This is a genomic window from Psychrobacter sp. H26, from assembly GCF_059073035.1.
Map to the genome: position 1 here is coordinate 3,001,971 of NZ_JCACRW010000001.1, position 19,667 is coordinate 3,021,637.

A 19,667-nucleotide genomic window follows, 5' to 3' on the forward strand; every position below is an offset into this window, starting at 1 on the left:
TATTTATAGGCGTTTTTATAGTCACAAGCGTTCACTCAAAGGCATTTTATTTGGAGTGGTGGGCGCTATACTAAATAAGGTTTACGATATACAAACTTATAAGAATAATGAATGCGCTAGGGAATGCCAATGAGTTTATGCAAAATTATACGTTTAGAGGGGTACATCCAAAGTACTTATCTTGCGGTGTATCCAGATAAAATCATGCTACTAGATGGTGGCTGCCGTGCGGACGTACCGATGGTGCTTGATTACATCAAAACGATCTTGAAGCGACCCATAACTGATCTTAAGGTAGTGGTGGTCACGCACATGCATCCTGATCATGCTGGCGGTGCACGTAAGTTTCGGCAAAAGACCGGTTGCCTCATCGTCTCATCTGACAAAAAAGGTCAGTGGTACGGCGGTATTGGGGGACGCGCGATGCACTTCGTAGATATACATCTGGGATACTACGTGGCCAGACGTCAAGGACGCCAATTCAAAAACCTATACTACTCTGCAAGTCTCAAACCAGATATAACGGTTACAGATGGCGATCTGGTCCCGGAGTTTGATGAGTGGCAAGTATTAGAGACACCTGGGCATACAGATCGTGACCTGTCGTTGTTTCATCTGCCCAGTCGCCAAGTATATACGGCTGACTTAATCATCAAATTACGCCATAAGTTTGTAGCACCGTTTCCTGTCTATAGCCCTGTAGACTATGTAGAATCACTAGAGAGAATAAAAGCACTGAAGCCGTCAATGGTGCTTATGGCACATGGTCGAGAGTTGGCAATGAGTACAGCAGAGTTTGATGCTTTTATTGCTCAAGCCCCCAAACATCCACGTACCATCAAAGATACGATCAAGCACAAACTACTATGGCGCAGAAAAGATAAGTCTCGAGTTTTTAAGCGTAAATCAGACAAGTGATTGTAGGTAGATAGAAGCGCAGACAAAAAAAAGCCCAGTTACTATTATAGTAACTGGGCTTCCTAAATATGGTGGGCTGTCCGCGACTCGAACGCGGGACCAATTGATTAAAAGTCAACTGCTCTACCAACTGAGCTAACAGCCCTGAGAAGCGTATAAAAATTGCACTGCAATTTTAGCTTCGCAAGAGAAAATTCTTTAAATAGAATTTTCTAAAAGTTATGCTAACAATAAATGTATATTATTGCCAACAAGAGTAATTTCTTTAAAAAAGGAATTACTTAAAACTTACCTTTATTAGTCTACTGCCGGATAGGGCAGAACGATTAATAAAGATTAAACTAAATATGGTGGGCTGTCCGCGACTCGAACGCGGGACCAATTGATTAAAAGTCAACTGCTCTACCAACTGAGCTAACAGCCCTAACGTTTAAAGTGTTTGTATCCCTAAACGTGAGAGCACATTATATATATTATTATGACAATTACAACCCCGAACCATAAAAAAAGTGTAAATCTCTTATAAAATTGCTTATTTATTTAAGTTTCTTTGGGTTTCTTTGGATTTTCGGGGTCATATCGGTATTGATACGCTTTAGACATGGCTAAAACATATCAATAAGTGGTAATTAGTCTCGAGATAGTGCTTCCACTGGGTCCAGTTTGGCTGCATTGCGAGCTGGCAAGAAGCCAAAGACAACACCAATCAGTGTGGAGCAAACAAAAGCGGCGATAATCGAGGTCGATGAGTAAATGACTTTAAAGTTGTCACCGCCGACACTATTGATCAATTCACCAATGGCAAAGGCCAGTCCGATACCAATGAGACCGCCCAAGATACAGACCAACACTGCTTCAATCAAAAACTGCTGCATGATATCGCTCTGACGTGCACCGACCGCCATGCGTACGCCAATCTCATTGGTACGCTCAGTGACAGAAACCAACATGATATTCATCACCCCGATACCGCCAACTATCAACGAAATAACCGCCACGGACGAAATCAATAAAGTCATCGTTCCTGTCGTCGACTCAATAGTCTGACGAATAGAGTCAGAATTTCGTATTTGAAAGTCATCTTTGCCATGGCGACTCTCTATGAGATCAGAGATGGCAGTCTCGGCGGCGCTCGAAGAAATGCTATCGTCTAACAAAGCCACAAAGCGGTCAATATTGGTACTACCAGTAATACGAGACATGACGGTGGTATAGGGCATGTATATGGTAGGTGTGGTGACATCTGGACCAAAACCACCATCACTTTCTTCAAGTACTCCAATCACGCGACCTGGCACACTACCAATCAAAATCACTTCACCGATAGGATTGTCAGCATCAGAGAAAAAGGTTTGCTTGGCATTGTCATCAATAATGATATCTTGGCTACGTAAGTTGATGCTCTTTGCATCAAACCCTTGACCCAATGCCAATGTCTCACCAGTGACCTCTAGATAGTCTTTACCAACGCCGTTGACGGTAGCGTCCTCTTGTACACTACGATAGCGCACACTAGAGCTTGCATTGACTTGTGGACTGACGCTGATGATATAAGGCTGATTGCCCACAGCTTGGGCGTCCTCTGGCGTAAGATTATCATCATTATAACGTCGTCTAGGATCGCCTCTAGGATAGCCGTCATTGACAGTGATGGTGTTAGTACCAAGAGAGCTGATATTAGCCAGTATTTGCTGCTGAGAGCCTTGCCCGAGACCAACGATAGAGACTACTGCTGCGATACCGATAATGATACCCAGCATGGTCAATAGGGTACGCATTTTGTGCGCGCGCATAGCCAGCAAAGACATCTTGAAGGCTTCAAGCAGGCGATCGACAAAACTGCCAAACGCGCTTTTGCGATGACCACCCAAAATAGACTCTGGTTGTTTCTGCGTATGCTTATAATGCTCTGTCTTATAATCAGCAATGACGTAGCCGTCTTTGAGCTCAATCACGCGCTCAGCTTGAGCTGCAAGCTTGGGGTCATGAGTCACCATGATGATTGTATGACCCTGTGCGCTCAGATCATGCAATATCGCCATCACATCTTCGCCGGATTTGCTATCCAAAGCACCAGTTGGCTCATCTGCCAGAATAACATCACCACCGTTCATCAACGCGCGAGCAACAGAAACACGCTGCTGCTGTCCACCTGAGAGCTGATTGGGACGGTTATTAACTTTGTTACCAAGTCCTAAGTCTGTGAGTAGCTTTTCGGCACGGTTGGTACGCGCCTCAGTATCCATACCTGCATAAACAGCGGGAACAGCAACGTTATCCTTGGCGCTGATATCACCAAGCAGATGGTAACGCTGGAAAATGAAGCCAAAATGCTCGCGGCGTAGTTCTGCTAACTGATCAGCGTCCAGCTTGCTTGCTGACTGACCATATATTTTATAATCCCCTGCTGTCGCTTGATCCAAACAGCCCAGTATATTCATTAGCGTCGACTTACCAGAGCCAGATTGTCCAATGATAGCGACCATCTCGCCTTGATTGATCGTCAGATTGATATCATGCAGTACTCGGATGGTCTGTTCGCCAGCAGCAAATTCTCGGATGATACCAGACAGCTGCATGATTGGCTTATCAGCAGGTGAGGTATTGTTGTCTGGGCTTACTTTTGCTGGGCTTGATCCTACCGAGTCTGCTTCTGGCGATCTGAGTGAGCCATCAACAGATTTATATGACTCTGAGTCTTTGGGCGGGTGATCGTCAGGCAATGGTTTAGAAGAGTGAGGTATAGTCATAGCAATGTCTTCAATAGAGGGTAGTCAGTGTCGCAGTACAGGGCTCTTTCGCTTGAGCCCTACGTCAGTCAATAGATATAAAGCACAAGTTACATTCTCGGTCCACCAGGTACGCGTCCGCCTGAGTTGTTCGCACTTTCTTCACTGATGATGACTTCTTCGCCTTCTTTCAAACCACTTAATATTTGTGCATTTACTCGGTTATCGATACCGACTTCTACAGTACGCTCTTCTACAGTACCGTCCTCTTTTAATACACGTACAAACTTACCAGTAGCCGCGCTACCTTTTTCTTTACCCTTACCACGCTTTTCTTGTATCACTGTTGACGGTACTAAAAGCGCGTTTTTGGCTTCATTGACAATGATATAAATCTGCGCGGTCATATCAATACGAAATAAACGGTCAGGGTTTGGCACCTCTACATAGCCGACATAGTAAATAGCAGCATCCGTTGAGCTGGTACTACTGATTTGCTCAGGAGCTGGTTCAATCGCAGTCAAAGTTGCATCATATTGCTGATCTGGATTACCGATAATATTGAAATAGGCGGGCATACCAGCACTGACGTTGATAACGTCGGCTTCAGAGATTTGAGCATTGATACGTACTGTTGATAGATCAGCAAGCGTCACCAAGGTTGGCGCCGTTTGATTGGCGTTAACAGTGGTGCCTTGTTCCGTTGTGATGGAGACTACCGTACCTGATATAGGGGCGCGGATGGTGGTGTAGCTGAGATCTTCTTCTGCCGTACTGACATTGGTACGTGATTTACGTAGGGCCGCTTGTTGACTGTTGATATTGGCTTCAGTGGTTGCAATGGCTGCCTTTGCGGTATCGATAGCAGCACGAGCATTGGCAACGGCTGCTTTGGCCGTCTCGACACTGGTCGCTTGCGTATCGTATTCTTGCTGCGAGATCGCATCGATAGCGACTAAGTCTTGCAAGCGCGCAAAATCAGACTGTGCTTGCTTGAGCTCAGACTGACGACTGGCAAGATCGGCATACGCGCTTTTTAGTGCCGCTTGTTTGCTGAGCGCTTCTGCTTGCGCGCTTTGCAATGCCGCCTCACTCTGCTCGAGGCTGGCCTGCTCATTGCTCAGGCTATTTTTTTGGGTGACCTGGTCAATTTGGGCGATCAAATCGCCTTGCTTTACCTCATCGCCCACTTCAACGTACAGACGTTTTACTTCACCAGATACTTGCGCCCCTACATCGACAGTATTTAAGGCTTTGACCTTGCCTGAAGCCATGACGTTATTTTCAATATCGCCAATCTCAGCCGTCGCAGTCAGGTAGTTGGGGGTGGTTTCTTCTGGTTTTAAGAAGGTATAGGCTAAAGCCCCTAGAGCTATGACGACTAAGGCGATAACGCCCCATTTGATAGCAGACTTTTTGCTCATTTTGCGCATGACAACAATCCAATCACAATTAAATCAAGTGTAGACATAGTAGAGGCTTCATGTACAAAAGGGAATGGTAATTAGTTTACGAAAGGTTAAGGTAAATAGCGTGGAAATAATATGACAGTAAGTGAGCGACTGAAAAGGTAGGTAGTAGATGGGTAACACTTGAGGAAGGTAGTGTGCTGTAGAGGGAGGGGTTAGTACGGCTATCTCTATAAAAAAGGTAATAGAAAGTGATGTTTGACTACTATGACTATGACTAAGAATAGAGGTACAGATACAGGCTTGATAGTTGGAGGTTTAACGACTAAATACTGTCACAGGAGGTCAGCGCATCGTAAATAAGCGCTTACCTGCTAATTCTAATGCTGCTTGCAATAGCAGCTCCCATGCTGGCTGGCGGATCAAACCCTTGATAGCTTGGTCACAGCGGTAAAGAAGCGTCGGCCATTCGGCAGTTTGTGTTTTGGTCTGACGACGGCAGGCTTGTTGATATAGCCCTTGCTTGCTACGCCAAATGCCAAGCGCCTGAGGATCTTGTCCATCCATCAGTTGTATGATCTGGCGCATGTCTTTACTGATTGCCCAAAGCACCAAGGTAGTCGGCTCATCGGTTGCCTTTAACTGAAACATGATTTTGGCAACTTGCGTGCTATTACCCGCGAGCATAGCATCAGACAAATCAAACACACTAAATTGAGCATCACTGACTAAAGCGGCTTGTAGGTCTTTAATGTCCAATGCCATATTGTTCGTTGGTTGTGGAGCATTACTCGGAGGTTCGCTACCTTCATTATGAGCAGTTAATTGCGGTGCAAACAGATATGACAGTCGCCATAGCGTCTGATAAGCACTCAATAGATGGTGCTCAGTATGAGACATAAGAAGTTGCCACGCTTCTTGTGATAGTCGTAACCCAAAATTTTGCGCCTGTATTTGTAGTAACTGCTGACGCTGCTGCTCATTGTATAAATTGCAGTCAATGACAGTGCCATATTTTGCAAAAGGAGCAAACCATTTACTGCTCTGGCTACGTTTGTCTTGCTTGGGTGTTAGCCACAACAAACTATGACTGCCTGCGTTTGTCTGCGCTTCAACGGCAAAGCGTTCTAGCTCAGCAAGGACGGCTTTGTCAGGCTTGTGATTACCAGTAACGATCAAAGCACTAGCATCATCGAATAGAGATTGGCTACCAAGCTCTGACAGCACCTCTTGCCAGCTTTTGACGGATATCAGCTCGATACGTTTGATGGCGTAGTTTTGCGCGCGCCAATGCGGACGAAGCGCATCAATCAGCCATTGACTGAGTAATGGCTCATCACCATGCGCCAGCCACAAGCCCGCGACCGCAACTGAAGGTTGCAGTAGTTTTGGATAGGCTTGTATAAAGGTATCTTGCATAGAGTGATAGGACACAGGTTGGTAAGCAGGTGATAGCATTTGCAATAATGCAGTAATATAACGAGCGCTTTCGAACCTGCTTAGCTGACTAACTGGCTCATTAACTAAATATAGTACGTACGCTCGTTATGATTCATACTTAAACGACTGCAAATGGTATGGCTTAATAATAGTATTGATTAAAGGCTACTTCTCGGGTACGACAACAACCGTCGGAGTTACGCCTTTACTTGTTAATACAGATTGCTTGGTAGTAGATCCGACTTTTGGTAAAGAGATCGCCACGTATTGATCGGTAATACGGCGCGCTAAGCTATCATAGAGCCAATCACGAATCTGATCGCCTTGCTGGTCATCGGTACTGACAGAGGCTTCATTGTACTGGTAGCTGCGCTCGACTTGAATCGGATTGGTAAGGGTGACTGGCTTGCCGTTCTCAATCGTTTGGTAGCTGACGTCTGCTGAGAGTACCAAGCGAATCTCTGTCAATACACCAACCAATTCGTAACGTTTAAAACGTATGTTTCGGATATCGATCGCTGCAATCGTTTTAGCACCTGCTTGCTGATTACTACGAATCACATCGTCGACGCTCATATTATCAATGACGTCGACACCCAACGTCGTTAGGCGACGGGTCAATGGTAATTTTAGAGGAAAGGAGGTGCGATTATCTTCGATAATGACGGCTGTTTTGCTGGCGTTGAGTAGCATCGGTGTGTCATAACCGCGCAGCTGAAAACCGCAGCCACTCAGGCCTGCGGTCGCCCCTATGATTGCAAACATGGGTAATACTGCGAGCATTGCGGTTACAAGCTTACGCCCACCAGATTGCTTTGCACCAGCGTACCGCGTGCTTGGTATTTGTGACTGCCCAGATCGATGCTTATATGACATAAACGCTATCCTCAGATAATAAAAAGGCTTAGAGCACTAAGCCTAGACGACTAGCCTACAACCACGATATTAACCAGCTTATTAGGAACAACGATTTCTTTTTTGATCTCGCCTGTAATGAATTTTGCCACGCTATCCATCGTTCGAGCTTGTGCTTTTAATTGCTCAGGATCGCTGTTTGGTGCGACATCCATCTTACCGCGCATTTTACCATTGACCTGTACGACCATCGTGATCGTATCCTGTACCAGTGCACTGTCGTCAACGGTTGGGTAGTCTAGGGTTAAGGTGTCAAGACCTAGCTGCTCAAGTAAATGCTCACCGACGTGCGGTGCGTAGACAGACAGCATGATAAGGAGGTTAGTCAACGCTTCATGCTTAACTTGTAACTCTTGCTCGCCAGTAGCGTTAAATGCAGTCAACTCGTTGGCAAGTTCCATTAGGCTCGATACTGGGGTATTGAGTGCCAAACGATCACCCAAATCACTATCGATCTTGGCGATAGTTTCGTGCGTTTTACGGCGTAAGTTTTTGGCCTCTTTGCTCAGCCCCTCTGTGCTTAAGGTCGCACCGTTCAGCGTATCAATACTGATGCCAGCTGCCGTTAGCGCTTGCATGTGATCATTGGCAATGCGCCATACTTTTTTCACAAAGTTATAAGGGCCTTTTAGCGCATCATCTGACCACTCAAGTGTCTGATCAGCAGGTGCGGTAAATAGCGTATATAGACGAACCGTATCTGCGCCATATTTATCAATGGTGATTTGCGGGTCGACGCCGTTGTTTTTTGATTTAGACATTTTTTCGATCTTACCGATGGTGACTGGCTGACCATCTAGCTTTAAGATGGCTTTGATCGGCTGACCACGTTCATTGAAGTCAATATCGATATCTTCTGCAAAGTAATAAGTCGTACTACCATCTGCATTGACGCGGTAGAACGTACCAGCGAGTACCATGCCTTGCGTCATTAGATTAGCGAACGGTTCGTCACCAGTGACTAAGTTTTCATCACGCATGAGCTTGTGGAAGAAACGAGCATATAGTAGATGCATCACCGCATGTTCGACACCGCCCACGTATTGATCGACAGGCAGCCATTTATTGGCAGCAGACTTGTTGACCATGTTTTGCGCATCCGTTGGGCTAGCAAAGCGCGCGTAATACCAGCTTGACTCTACGAATGTGTCAAAGGTATCGGTCTCACGCTCAGCAGGGTTGCCACATTTAGGACACGTGGTGTTCACAAACTCTGGGATGTTTTTGAGTGGGTTACCGCGACCATCAGGCACAACATCGGTTGGCAGGACAACAGGCAAATCTTGCTCTTCGACAGGCACCGTACCGCAATGCTCACAGTTGATCATTGGGATAGGGCAACCCCAATAGCGCTGGCGAGAAACACCCCAATCACGCAAGCGATATTGGATTTTTTTCTTGGCAAGCTCTTTTGGTTCAAGCTTGCTCAGCATCGCCTCAAACGCCTGCTCAAAATCTAAACCATCAAACTCACCTGAGTTAACCAAAGTATTGCGCTCGGTATAGGCAAGATTGACCTCAGTATTAACATCAGTCTCGTTTGCTTTAGCATCCGCTTTAGCGTCGTCAAAATAGCCATCAGGCGTATGGATAACTTGCTTGATCGGTAGGTTGTACTTCACTGCAAACTCGTAATCGCGCTCATCATGAGCTGGTACTGCCATGACCGCACCTGAGCCATAGCTCATCAGCACATAGTTGGCGACCCACACAGGCACTTCTTCGCCAGTCAGCGGATGCGTCACAGTCAGGCCCGTATCCATACCGATTTTTTCGGCTTTAGCAAGATCGGCTTCAGCCACTGAGCCTTTTTTACAAAGCGCACAGAACTGAGCGATTATCTCATCATTTTCAGCAGCGTACTGGGCGAGTGGATGCTCTGCTGCAACGGCGACATAAGTCACGCCCATTAAGGTATCAGGACGAGTGGTGAACACATCTAGCGTGTTTTCTTCACCAGCAAGCTCATAAGGGAAGTGGACTTCCATACCCGCACTACGACCAATCCAGTTGCGCTGCATGGTCAATACTTCAGACGGCCAGTGACCCTCTAGCTGATCCAAATCATCCAATAGCTCATCAGCATAGTCAGTGATGTTGAAGTAATACATTGGGATGTCGCGTTTTTCCACTGCCGCGCCACTACGCCAGCCTTTACCGTCGATGACTTGCTCGTTTGCCAAGACAGTGTTATCCACTGGATCCCAGTTAACTGTCGATAGCTTTTTATACACTAAGCCTTTTTTGTACAACTGCAAGAACAACCACTGTTCCCACTGATAATACTCAGGGCTACAAGTGGCAAACTCGCGTGACCAGTCAATAGACAGGCCAAGTAATTTAAGCTGGGCGCGCATGTTGTCGATATTGGCAAATGTCCATGCAGCAGGCGGGGTTTGATTGGCAATTGCCGCGTTTTCAGCTGGCAAGCCAAAACCATCCCAGCCCATTGGTTGCATGACTTCATAGCCTTTTAGACGATAATAACGGCTCAGTACGTCAGAAATCGTATAGTTACGTACATGACCCATGTGTAGCTTGCCGCTTGGGTAAGGAAACATCGACAGCATGTAACGGCTTGGTTTGTCGCTTGGCTCATTGCTGACTTCAAAGCGCTTATCAGTGGCCCATTTGGTTTGCTGTGCGGCTTCTATCGCTTGCGGGTTGTAATAATGGTTATCGGTTTGGTCTGCTGTCACGGCATTGCTCATAGTCGGCTCGAAATTGGTTGATACTGATTTATTTAATACGGATTTGTTTAATACTGATTAAAATAGGTGGAATTTGACAATGCCATAGCATAGCGTAATTTGGCGAAAATTGCGACGATATGATGCATTCGCTAACAAGGTTTGTGGATTGACCGTGAGGTATTTTCTATATCCAGTCAGCCTTCGGTATAATAGGAACATTCACAGGCATTTATGGGCAAATAATAAGGACTCGCAATGACTATCACTATTTACGGAATCAAATCATGCAGCACAATGAAAAAGGCGTTCAATAAGCTAGATGAATTAGGCGTTAGCTATGATTTTCACGACTATAAAAAACAAGGTGTCGACAAAGAAACGGTACAGCACTGGGTAAGTGAGTTGGGTATTGATAAGTTGCTGAATAAACGCGGCACGACATGGCGCAAGCTAGACGACAGTCAAAAGCAAGCGGCTGATGCTGGTGTAGACAACGCGATAGATTTACTCGTAGAAAATACCAGCATGATTAAACGCCCGATTGTAGAAGGTCAGCTGGCAGATAAAAATCAAGAAGTATTGCTGTGCGGTTTTAATGAAGCGGAGTTTGATAAGGCTTTTTCGTAGAGAGGTGGCTTCCTGATTATTCTACATGACTAGCTTTCAAGAATTGCCACTCTAAAAGCCCAAAATTTTAAAAAACATAAAAGAGTCCGAGCTAGTGTAAAGCTCGGGCTCTTTTATATTGATAGCTGATAATAGGCACATTGTGTGAGTCTAATTATGCATCTATCTCACGGCTAATGAGGGTACCAACGCCTTCGTTAGTGAAAATCTCCAACAAGGTTGCGTGGGGTACACGGCCATCGACGATAACGGCACTTTTGACGCCGCTACGTACCGCATCAAGCGCGCACTGAATTTTAGGAATCATACCACCTGAGATCGTACCGTCTTCGATGAGACCATCGACTTTCTTTGGCGTCAGTCCAGTGACCACTTCACCATCACGGCCCAGTACGCCTTTGATATTAGTGAGCAGCATCAGCTTCTCTGCTTGCAAAAACTCTGCGACTTTTCCTGCGACCAGATCGGCATTGATGTTGTAGGTATTGCCTTCTTTATCAACGCCAAGTGGTGCGATAACGGGAATAAAGTCAGAGGCAATCAGCATGTTGATCACATCTTTATTGACACTCACCACATCACCGACGAACCCTAAATCGACAGGAACAGCGATACCATCTGCGCCTATTTTTTCCATCATCAGTTTTTTCGCTTGAATCAAATTGGCATCTTTACCGGTCAGACCGATCGCGCGCCCGCCATGCTTATTAATTAAGCTAACAATGGATTTGTTGACACTACCGCCTAACACCATCTCTACAACATCCATGGTGCTTTTGTCGGTGACACGCATCCCATCGATACGGTTTGATTGACGACCCAACTCTTTTAATAAGTTATCGACTTGTGGACCGCCACCATGAACGACTACTGGATGCATACCCACAGTTTTTAGTAAGACGATATCGCGAGCAAATGAGCTCTCAAGCTCAGGGTCGGTCATTGCATTGCCACCATATTTCACCACGATGAGCTTATCAACAAAACGCTGAATATAGGGTAACGCTGTGGTCAATACCTCAGCAGTGTTTTTGGCATCATCTAAATTAAGCGTCATTATGAACTCCTAAGGGCAGTGTTGAGTGGGTTGTTTTTGTTGTATCTATTGTCTTTAACGAGATAATTATTTGATTGCGCATGGCTACTCAGCAGGCATAGCAACGATCTGTTGTGCTAACGCTGCGCTAAATGGCCGGCACAGAGTCGCAAACGTTGCCTGAATATCTCTTAAGTCGTCCATGCTGTTGCCTGCAAAGCGTGCAGTTAGGTTGTTGCTGGTGTTTGATTGGCGTAATACCCCAAACCCATGTGCAAAGTCTAAGCGTATACCATCAATGCAATTCAGCTTAGCTCCTGTGGGGAATAAACACTTGGCTTGCCCAACTGCTATGTGTGATCTGACTGTGGCGCAAGCACATATTGATGACTTGCATAAGGCAGTTGGTAGATGGGTAACTTTTAGGGGTTGTTCAGGCTTATTGATAGAGTTGCTAACAGAGTCGCTCGTAGAATCAGTATCGACAGACATACCAACCAGATGCTGCAAGTAGGTACAGAAACTCGTCAATTGCTCCATAATTGTACAATCTGTCATAGTCGCCTGTGGTATTGGTAGATAATGGTCAGCGGTACTGACCATCGCAGGCAAGCGTTGCATAATATCTGTTAGAGATTTTTTATTGTTAAGTGCATTACGAGATTGATCAAACCGATACAGCAACCGTAATGCAGCGTACATCGCATCATCATAAGCAATAAAACGACTGTCATTGAAAATAAAGTGTCCCGATAGTTCACCAGCGAAAACAATTTGACTGTCAGGGTGTTGTATCTGTTGGCGCATAAAGCTGCTGCCTGTTTTACTGATCACAGGCGTGGCTTTGAGGTTGGTCAGTAATTGTGGTAAATGATGGGTACATTTGACATCGAACAGCACTTCAGGCGCTAGTAAGGAGTCAAGTAGAGGTTTGGGATGCTCAGTGATCGCAATACGTGCCAAAAAGTAGAGCAAATAATCAGGAGTGACCACTTTACCTTCATTGTCGACGACCACCAAACGATCACCATCGCCATCAAAAGCCAGACCCATATCTGCATTGTGATAAATGACAGCTTGTTGCAACTCGGTTAGACGGTTAGGCTCGGAGGGGTCAGGGTTGCCCAATGGAAAGCTGCCATCTGGTGTACCATTGAGAACAATGACCTGCTGACAAAAACGCTCAAACAAGCGCTGAGCAATGTTGCCTGTCGCACCATGCATACAGTCAATGACTATGATTAAATCATGGTTGAGAGGGTTTTCTGGTGTTTTTGTAGATGTTGTCTGACTGCAGCCTGTCCGATTGTGAGTTGTCTGTTTGTGCCGAGACAGCTTCTTGAATACTTGTTCGATAGCCGTGATATAAGCATCTGAGATCTGCTCAGCAGGTAGCTCTGTTAGCAAATCGTTCGATGATTCGGTATCGAGGATAGTGTCTGTAAAGCTTGAGTCTAAGGTGACTTTGTTAGATTGGCGTTTAGGTGAGTAATGATTGTGATGAGCAATCAGCTGTTGATAAAGGGTTTGTATCTCTGAGCTGCTTGGGGATTTATGATTGACTAGCCACTTGATGCCCAATACATCTTTGGCAGAATGGCTGGCAGTCACCATGATACCGTGACCCTGATACTGCTCTGACCAAAACGCCATCATCGGCGTGGTAACTAGCCCCAGCTGGATAACACGTAAGCCTCTCTCTATAAGGGTTGTAGAGAGCGCGCGAGCAATTGCCTCACTGCCAACACGCATGTCGTAACCGATAACGACAATATTTGTAATAACATTATTTTTAATGTCAGTGTTCTTAATACTCTGGCTTTTAACATCAATGCTCTCACTGCGAGCACCTTGCTTAGTGCTTACAGTGCGGTTTTTATAGCCATCTATATCAATGACCCTATCATTACGCTGAGTCAGCTGGCGGTTTTGGGAGCTATAGAGATGCGCAAAAGCATATCCCAATGCTTGTACAAACTCGTTTGTAAAATACTGATGCGACCCACGGATATCATAAGCACGAAATAAGAAATGCTGAGCCGCAAAAGATGGCATTGCTTACACTCCTTATTTCCGTAATTATGGTGAGATGATAAGTAAGATAAAAACGAGATAGCCTAAGATCTTATCAATGTTATCCAAATAAACGCTAGTCGCTATCCAAAAAACTGCCTATTCGACTACTGACGACCTGAATGTCCGAACCCACCAGCACCGCGTACGCTTTCATCATTGAATTCTGCGACGATTTCAAACGCAGGACGGGCAATAGGAACGACAATATACTGCGCCATGCGTTCTGCTGGATTAAGTACAAAATCATTTTCGCTACGGTTCCAAACACTGACCATCAGCTCACCTTGATAGTCAGCATCAATGAGCCCAACCAAGTTACCCAAGACGATACCGTGCTTATGACCGAGACCTGAGCGCGGTAGGATCATGCCCGCATAATTAGGATCTTGGATATAGACCGCAAGGCCTGTACCGATCAAATGGGTTTCGCCTGCTTTGATGGTCAAAGGCTCATCGATACAAGCACGCAGATCTATACCAGCACTGCCATCGGTTGCGCGAGTCGGTAGAGAGAACGCTTCATCTTCAGTAATTTTATGGTTTACGACTTTAACTTGTACAGCCTGCATAACGCACTCACTTAATGGTTTGATAGTTTCTATATTTTAGTTTTTAGAGTTTAACTCTTAGATTTCAGTTTATAGATTACGATGTTAAAAAGTTATTCAACGTTTTTAGATAAATTATAGTGTCATATTTTAGACAGACAACTGACTATTCGATAGTTTAACTAAAGTATCAGTACACTCGCTAATCCTAAGAATGACATAAAACCGACGATATCCGTCACGGTCGTTAGAATCACTGAGGCGGACAACGCAGGATCAATATTCATGCGTTTTAGCATCAGCGGTATACTAATCCCCGAGACGTTAGCCGCAGTCATATTAATCGCAATGGCAAAGCCAATGACGGCACTAATCTTGATATCATGAAACCATAATTGAGCGATAAACGCCATAATTATCGCCCAAATGATACCGTTTATCGCACCCACCCACAGCTCTTTGTTGAGTAGCCAGACTCGGTTAGAACCACCGATTTGACCCATTGCCATACCGCGGATGACGACGGTCAATGTCTGTGAGCCTGCAATACCGCCCATACTGGCAACCACAGGCATGAGTATTGCTAGCGCCACCACTTGTGCCAATACTTCCTCGAACTGCCCAATCACTGCTGCGGCCAAAAGCGCGGTACATAAGTTAATGCCTAACCAAACGCTACGGCTTTTGGCGCTGGTTAGGATAGGCGCGAACAGCTCTTCATCTTGACTAACACCAGCGAGGTTTTTCATGGTGCTATCGACATCATCTTGGATAATTTCCATAATGTCCTCGCCATTTAGCTGTCCAACCAGTTCACCATGGCTATTAATCACTGGGGCAAAACGGATGTCTTCTGAACGAAAAATCGCAGCGGCATCTTGGATGTCTAAGCGATCGTTAATCGTAATAGCAGTATCAATCAGCTCCGAGACTAGAGTGCTCTGCTTATGCTTGATCAAATCTACTAGGCTCAATAGACCGAGTAATTGCTGGCTTTGATCAACCACTAGCAGCTCTTGGCTTTCGTCATCAAGCAAATCGTCGTTCTGGCGCAGCCAATCTTGTACATTAGACAGATAGATATCATCTCTTATTTGGATAATATCAGGATCCATATAGCTGCCAACTTCCCAGTCGTTGTACGTATCAAGTTTATTGACTTGGACACGCGTCTCTTCGTCCAGCGTTGCCATCACTGAGGTACGGACGCTCTCAGTTAGGGTATCCAGAATCTCAGAGATATCCTGAGCATCGAGGTCTTGAGTAAACAATGAGATCTCTTGAGAAGAGATGTTCTCCATCAACGGCTGGCGAGTATCGTACTCGAGCTCAGCAAGCACTTCACCCTTGATGCTCTCTGGTACTTGTTCCCAGATGAGTAAACGGTTCTGGGTAGGGAACGATTCTAGTAGGCTTGCAATCTCATACTCAGACTGCTTTTCTAAAAACTCAGTGATCGCTTCATATGCTTTATCGGCCACCAAATCCTGCAAATACAACAGTTTATATTCGGCGCTATATTCAGCTGGATTGTAATCGCCTGGTAGTGTTGAGGGTCGTTCCTGCTCGGGCGTCGTGGTAGGCATAAGGGATCCCATATTTTTAGAAAGGTGAAATAACTATAGCCCAATCATGTGTCAACGATTGCAGCGTGACGCTTGCCAAATGTACTCAGTCAACGATATGTGCTGCCAATACTACTAGTGCTAATGTTAGCGTTTACCGAGTAGCGCTCGAATATTGGCCAAGTATTCATCAGCGACAGCCTCTGGGTCTTTGGTCGCTTTTTTCTTTTTCGCTTTGGCGGGCCAATCAATATGATCTTCAGGCAGCTCGTCCAAAAACCGAGACTCAGAGGTGACACGCATTTGCCCACCAGCACGGCGCTGGGTCGCAAGCGTCAATGTCAGCTCGCGACGCGCACGAGTAATCCCTACATACATCAGACGACGTTCTTCTTCGACTGTCTCACTCATGATAGAGTTGCGATGCGGTAGCATCTCTTCCTCAAGCCCCATGATATAGACAAAATCAAACTCCAAACCTTTTGCCGCATGCAAGGTCATCAAGTTAACTTTGTTGGTGTTTTCTTCTTCTTGCTGTTGTTCGAGCATATCGAGCAAAACCAGCTTACGAATGATGGTATCAATCGTCCGGTCTTCGTCTTCTTCCGCGCGATTGATCAATGACTGAATACTGGTATATAGCATATCGATATTATCAATACGGTTTTTTTCTTGCTGCGGTGTTTTGGCATCGCTACGGACAAAATCAATATAGCCCGTTTCATCAATCATTTGACGCACGATTGGCACAGGATCAGGGTGCTGATCGAGCTCACGCGTATAGTGCTCAATGAACTCACCAAACTCTTTTATTGTGCCATAAGCCTTGGAAGGTAGCACGTGAGTCAAACCTGCGTGAGTACAGGAAGCCAGTAGCGATATGCTGTGTTCTTGTGCAAATAAGCCGAGCTTTTCGAGCGTGGCAGGTCCCATACCGCGCTTAGGCGTATTAATAATACGCAAAAATGCACTGTCATCTTCGGGGTTCAATATCAGACGCAGATAACCCATGATGTCTTTGATTTCACTACGGGCAAAGAAAGACTGCCCACCCGATAATTTATAAGGAATTTGCAGCTGTCGCAGTTGCGCCTCTAGCATACGTGCCTGAAAGTTACTGCGGTATAGTACTGCATATTGTTCCCACTCATTGCCAAAGCGCAGTTTATGGGTGACGATTTCTTTAGCGACGCGCTCCGATTCGTCATCGTCATTACGGCAGTTGATGATCCGAATCTTTTCGCCTTGGCCCTTATCTGACCACAGTTTCTTTTCAAATAAATGCTCGTTGTTGGTAATAACCGCGTTGGCAGAGGTCAAAATACGCGTGGTCGAGCGGTAATTTTGTTCCAGCATGACGATTTTTAGTTTTGGAAAGTCTTCTTTTAGCAGCGCCATGTTTTCAGGTTTTGCCCCGCGCCATGCGTAGATAGACTGATCGTCATCACCCACCACGGTAAATCGCCCTTGCGGCCCAACCAGATTTTTAATCATTTCGTACTGAGCGGTATTGGTATCTTGATACTCATCAACTAATAGATAACGAATACGGTTTTGCCACTTGTCACGTAGCTCTCTATTTTCACGTAAAATCTTGGTAGGCAATACAATCAGGTCATCAAAATCAACGGCATTATACGCGCGCAAGTTACGCTCATAAAGCGCATATAACGTCGCAAAAATCATCTCTTCTGGATCGTCTAGCGTTTCCATCGCCTGATCAGGCTCGACCAAATCGTTTTTCCAGTCAGAGATCATCTTGATTGCTTTGCCAACGAGCTCGCGACTTTCAGCGCCACTCAGGTTATCACGCATCATGAGCTCCATGAGCAAACGCTTACTGTCGTCACTGTCCATGATAGAAAAATTGCCCTTAAGCGGGGTATGAATCAACTCATAGCGCAAAAACTGGAGACCAAATTGGTGAAAGGTCGATACCGTTAGACCGCGCATTTTTTCACTTGGTAGTAGTTTACTGACACGCGCTTTCATTTCACGTGCTGCTTTATTGGTAAAGGTCACCGCCGTGATACGCTCAGCTGGCATATCACACTCTTGGATCAAGTAAGCGATCTTACGCGTGATCACTGAGGTCTTACCGGAGCCTGCACCTGCAAGGACGAGTAGGGGACCAGATACGTAGAGCATGGCCTCGGATTGTTTGGGATTGAGTTGACTCATAACGTGACCTGTAAGACAAAAGCAAAAAGAGGGTAGCACTGATATCGCACAAGTAGATGAACACGACGCGTCTCACCAAAATCAATATCGTAGCGACAGTTGAATACTATTTATTGTTGGATACTATGTATTATAAGAATAATTGAGTTTACGGTCTGATAGTAAAATATCACCAAAATCAGGTGGGTTATTATAAAGCAAAAATAGCTCCTTTGGGGGAGGAGTTGGTTAGTGAAATAAGAGTGCTTGATCAACTAAGTTTTGATAAATACCGTAGCAAGATACGAGCATAGTCAAAAGTATGGATTTGGGGTTAATATAAGGTAAAGTCCATATCATAATTCATAGTAAAAAAAACACATTTTTTTTGCACAGAAAGTGACCGTTCAATACAGTTAAAAACTAGCTTTTAGGCACTGATATGCGTATAGTACGTAAATAATTTATGCCAGTTGTCACGCCATTATTGACCACGTGTAATGAGCTATTAAATCAATTAAATACGCAGCCAGATATGATATTGATTTAATACGTTGATCTTACGTTGTTAGAAGATGCGTTGGGCGACCAGCCTTTGTCCGCGTGCATTCCGGAATCTCTATAGTTGGTCATGTCTGACATCGTCGTCAATACGCTTGATAATTGGTTATTACCAGCAAAATACCTAACATGTGACTCAATGACAGTTACTTAAACTCAGTGACAAATGCTTAAATGCAGTGACAGTCGCTTTGTGTTTTCGTCTACGTTATACCTGTCGTGAGGCGACCCTCGTAGGTCAGTACTTGCGCTGTGTATGACACTCGATTGGGTGAGGAGCACGTATTATCATGTCTGCTTTTAATTGGTCAGCAGTTGCTTTTATCTTAGCCGCCATTGGGCTAGTTGTCTTTATGCTGGTTGTACCGCGTTTGCTTGGTGGCCGCTCTCAAGGCTCACAAAAAGAAGAAATATTTGAAGCGGGTGTTGTCGGATCTGGCAACGCCCGTATTCGTTTGTCTGCTAAATTCTATCTTGTAGCGATTTTCTTTGTTATTTTTGATTTAGAAGCGCTATATCTCTACGCTTACGCTGTTTCAGTACGAGAAGCTGGCTGGCTTGGTTTTGCCGCCGCTGCTACCTTTATCACTATCCTAATTATTGGTCTGATCTATGAGCTCAGCTTGGGTGCGATGAACTGGGCACCTGCAGATAAGCTACGCAAAAAAGTACGCTTACATGCCGCTCCTGCTGGCTTTAACTTGGCAGACATTACTAAGTTTGATGGCGCTCATGAATTGATGGTCGATCCTACCGGTAAGGTGCCAGCACAGTCATCAGGACAAATCAATGTCTCAAACAATATTGAGGCCAATCGCCGTCATCTACAAAACATTGATCATATCAATACGACAGGTAATGTGACCACTGTAGATTTTGCGATGTCTGCTCAACAAGACAAGACTGAGCGTTAGCACCAGCTGTTGATTTTAGCTTGTAGCGTTTGTCACAATGGGCAGCAAGATATAAAAACGGTAGTCGGTTTTATCA

Annotated in this window: 13 protein-coding genes and 2 tRNA genes; 3 read left to right on the forward strand and 12 right to left on the reverse strand. The window is 45.2% G+C overall.

What is annotated here, in order from left to right; genetic code table 11:
* Positions 1 to 129: 129 nt before the first annotated feature.
* Positions 130 to 918, forward strand: a complete 789-nt coding sequence (locus AC5JPT_RS12565; protein ID WP_493858291.1) for an MBL fold metallo-hydrolase — start codon at positions 130 to 132, stop codon at positions 916 to 918.
* A gap of 69 nt (positions 919 to 987) precedes the next feature.
* On the opposite strand, the gene AC5JPT_RS12570 is transcribed toward AC5JPT_RS12565, so the two are convergent.
* The 7 genes from AC5JPT_RS12570 to leuS form a co-directional block, all read right to left on the reverse strand.
* Positions 988 to 1,063, reverse strand: a tRNA-Lys gene (locus AC5JPT_RS12570).
* A gap of 203 nt (positions 1,064 to 1,266) precedes the next feature.
* Positions 1,267 to 1,342, reverse strand: a tRNA-Lys gene (locus AC5JPT_RS12575).
* A 205-nt stretch (positions 1,343 to 1,547) separates the two neighbouring features.
* A complete protein-coding gene (locus AC5JPT_RS12580; RefSeq protein WP_493858479.1) occupies positions 1,548 to 3,497 on the reverse strand; it encodes a MacB family efflux pump subunit in 1,950 nt (649 codons plus the stop codon).
* A 260-nt stretch (positions 3,498 to 3,757) separates the two neighbouring features.
* On the reverse strand, positions 3,758 to 5,080 hold the full coding sequence (locus tag AC5JPT_RS12585; RefSeq protein WP_493858292.1) for an efflux RND transporter periplasmic adaptor subunit: 1,323 nt from the start codon (positions 5,078 to 5,080) through the stop codon (positions 3,758 to 3,760).
* A gap of 321 nt (positions 5,081 to 5,401) precedes the next feature.
* Complete coding sequence (locus AC5JPT_RS12590) at positions 5,402 to 6,475, reverse strand: DNA polymerase III subunit delta (protein ID WP_493858293.1); 1,074 nt, start codon at positions 6,473 to 6,475, stop codon at positions 5,402 to 5,404.
* A 186-nt stretch (positions 6,476 to 6,661) separates the two neighbouring features.
* Positions 6,662 to 7,372 carry an LPS-assembly lipoprotein LptE gene (locus tag AC5JPT_RS12595; RefSeq protein ID WP_493858294.1) on the reverse strand — a complete coding sequence of 237 codons (711 nt, stop codon included), beginning with the start codon at positions 7,370 to 7,372 and terminating at the stop codon, positions 6,662 to 6,664.
* Between the two features lie 50 nt (positions 7,373 to 7,422).
* Positions 7,423 to 10,122, reverse strand: coding sequence for a leucine--tRNA ligase (gene leuS / locus AC5JPT_RS12600; RefSeq protein WP_493858295.1), 2,700 nt, complete (start codon positions 10,120 to 10,122; stop codon positions 7,423 to 7,425).
* A 237-nt stretch (positions 10,123 to 10,359) separates the two neighbouring features.
* Here leuS and AC5JPT_RS12605 point away from each other — a divergent pair, with 237 nt between their 5' ends.
* On the forward strand, positions 10,360 to 10,731 hold the full coding sequence (locus tag AC5JPT_RS12605) for an arsenate reductase (RefSeq protein WP_493858296.1): 372 nt from the start codon (positions 10,360 to 10,362) through the stop codon (positions 10,729 to 10,731).
* A gap of 154 nt (positions 10,732 to 10,885) precedes the next feature.
* Here the strand turns inward: AC5JPT_RS12605 and argB are convergent, their stop codons facing one another.
* The 5 genes from argB to AC5JPT_RS12630 all read right to left on the reverse strand — a co-directional run bounded on the left by argB (position 10,886) and on the right by AC5JPT_RS12630 (position 18,137).
* A complete protein-coding gene (argB, locus tag AC5JPT_RS12610; RefSeq protein ID WP_493858297.1) occupies positions 10,886 to 11,788 on the reverse strand; it encodes an acetylglutamate kinase in 903 nt (300 codons plus the stop codon).
* Between the two features lie 84 nt (positions 11,789 to 11,872).
* Positions 11,873 to 13,822: a phosphohexomutase domain-containing protein gene (locus AC5JPT_RS12615; RefSeq protein ID WP_493858298.1), complete on the reverse strand. Its 1,950-nt coding sequence runs from the start codon at positions 13,820 to 13,822 to the stop codon at positions 11,873 to 11,875.
* Between the two features lie 125 nt (positions 13,823 to 13,947).
* Positions 13,948 to 14,412, reverse strand: coding sequence for a dUTP diphosphatase (dut, locus tag AC5JPT_RS12620; RefSeq protein WP_493858299.1), 465 nt, complete (start codon positions 14,410 to 14,412; stop codon positions 13,948 to 13,950).
* A 161-nt stretch (positions 14,413 to 14,573) separates the two neighbouring features.
* On the reverse strand, positions 14,574 to 15,977 hold the full coding sequence (mgtE, locus tag AC5JPT_RS12625) for a magnesium transporter (RefSeq protein WP_493858300.1): 1,404 nt from the start codon (positions 15,975 to 15,977) through the stop codon (positions 14,574 to 14,576).
* A gap of 126 nt (positions 15,978 to 16,103) precedes the next feature.
* Positions 16,104 to 18,137, reverse strand: a complete 2,034-nt coding sequence (locus tag AC5JPT_RS12630) for a UvrD-helicase domain-containing protein (RefSeq protein ID WP_493852479.1) — start codon at positions 18,135 to 18,137, stop codon at positions 16,104 to 16,106.
* An 830-nt stretch (positions 18,138 to 18,967) separates the two neighbouring features.
* Between AC5JPT_RS12630 and ndhC the strand changes: the two genes are divergently transcribed.
* Positions 18,968 to 19,591 (forward strand): NADH-quinone oxidoreductase subunit A, encoded by a 624-nt coding sequence (gene ndhC / locus AC5JPT_RS12635; RefSeq protein WP_493858301.1) that lies wholly within the window; start codon positions 18,968 to 18,970, stop codon positions 19,589 to 19,591.
* The last annotated feature ends 76 nt before the right edge of the window (positions 19,592 to 19,667 follow it).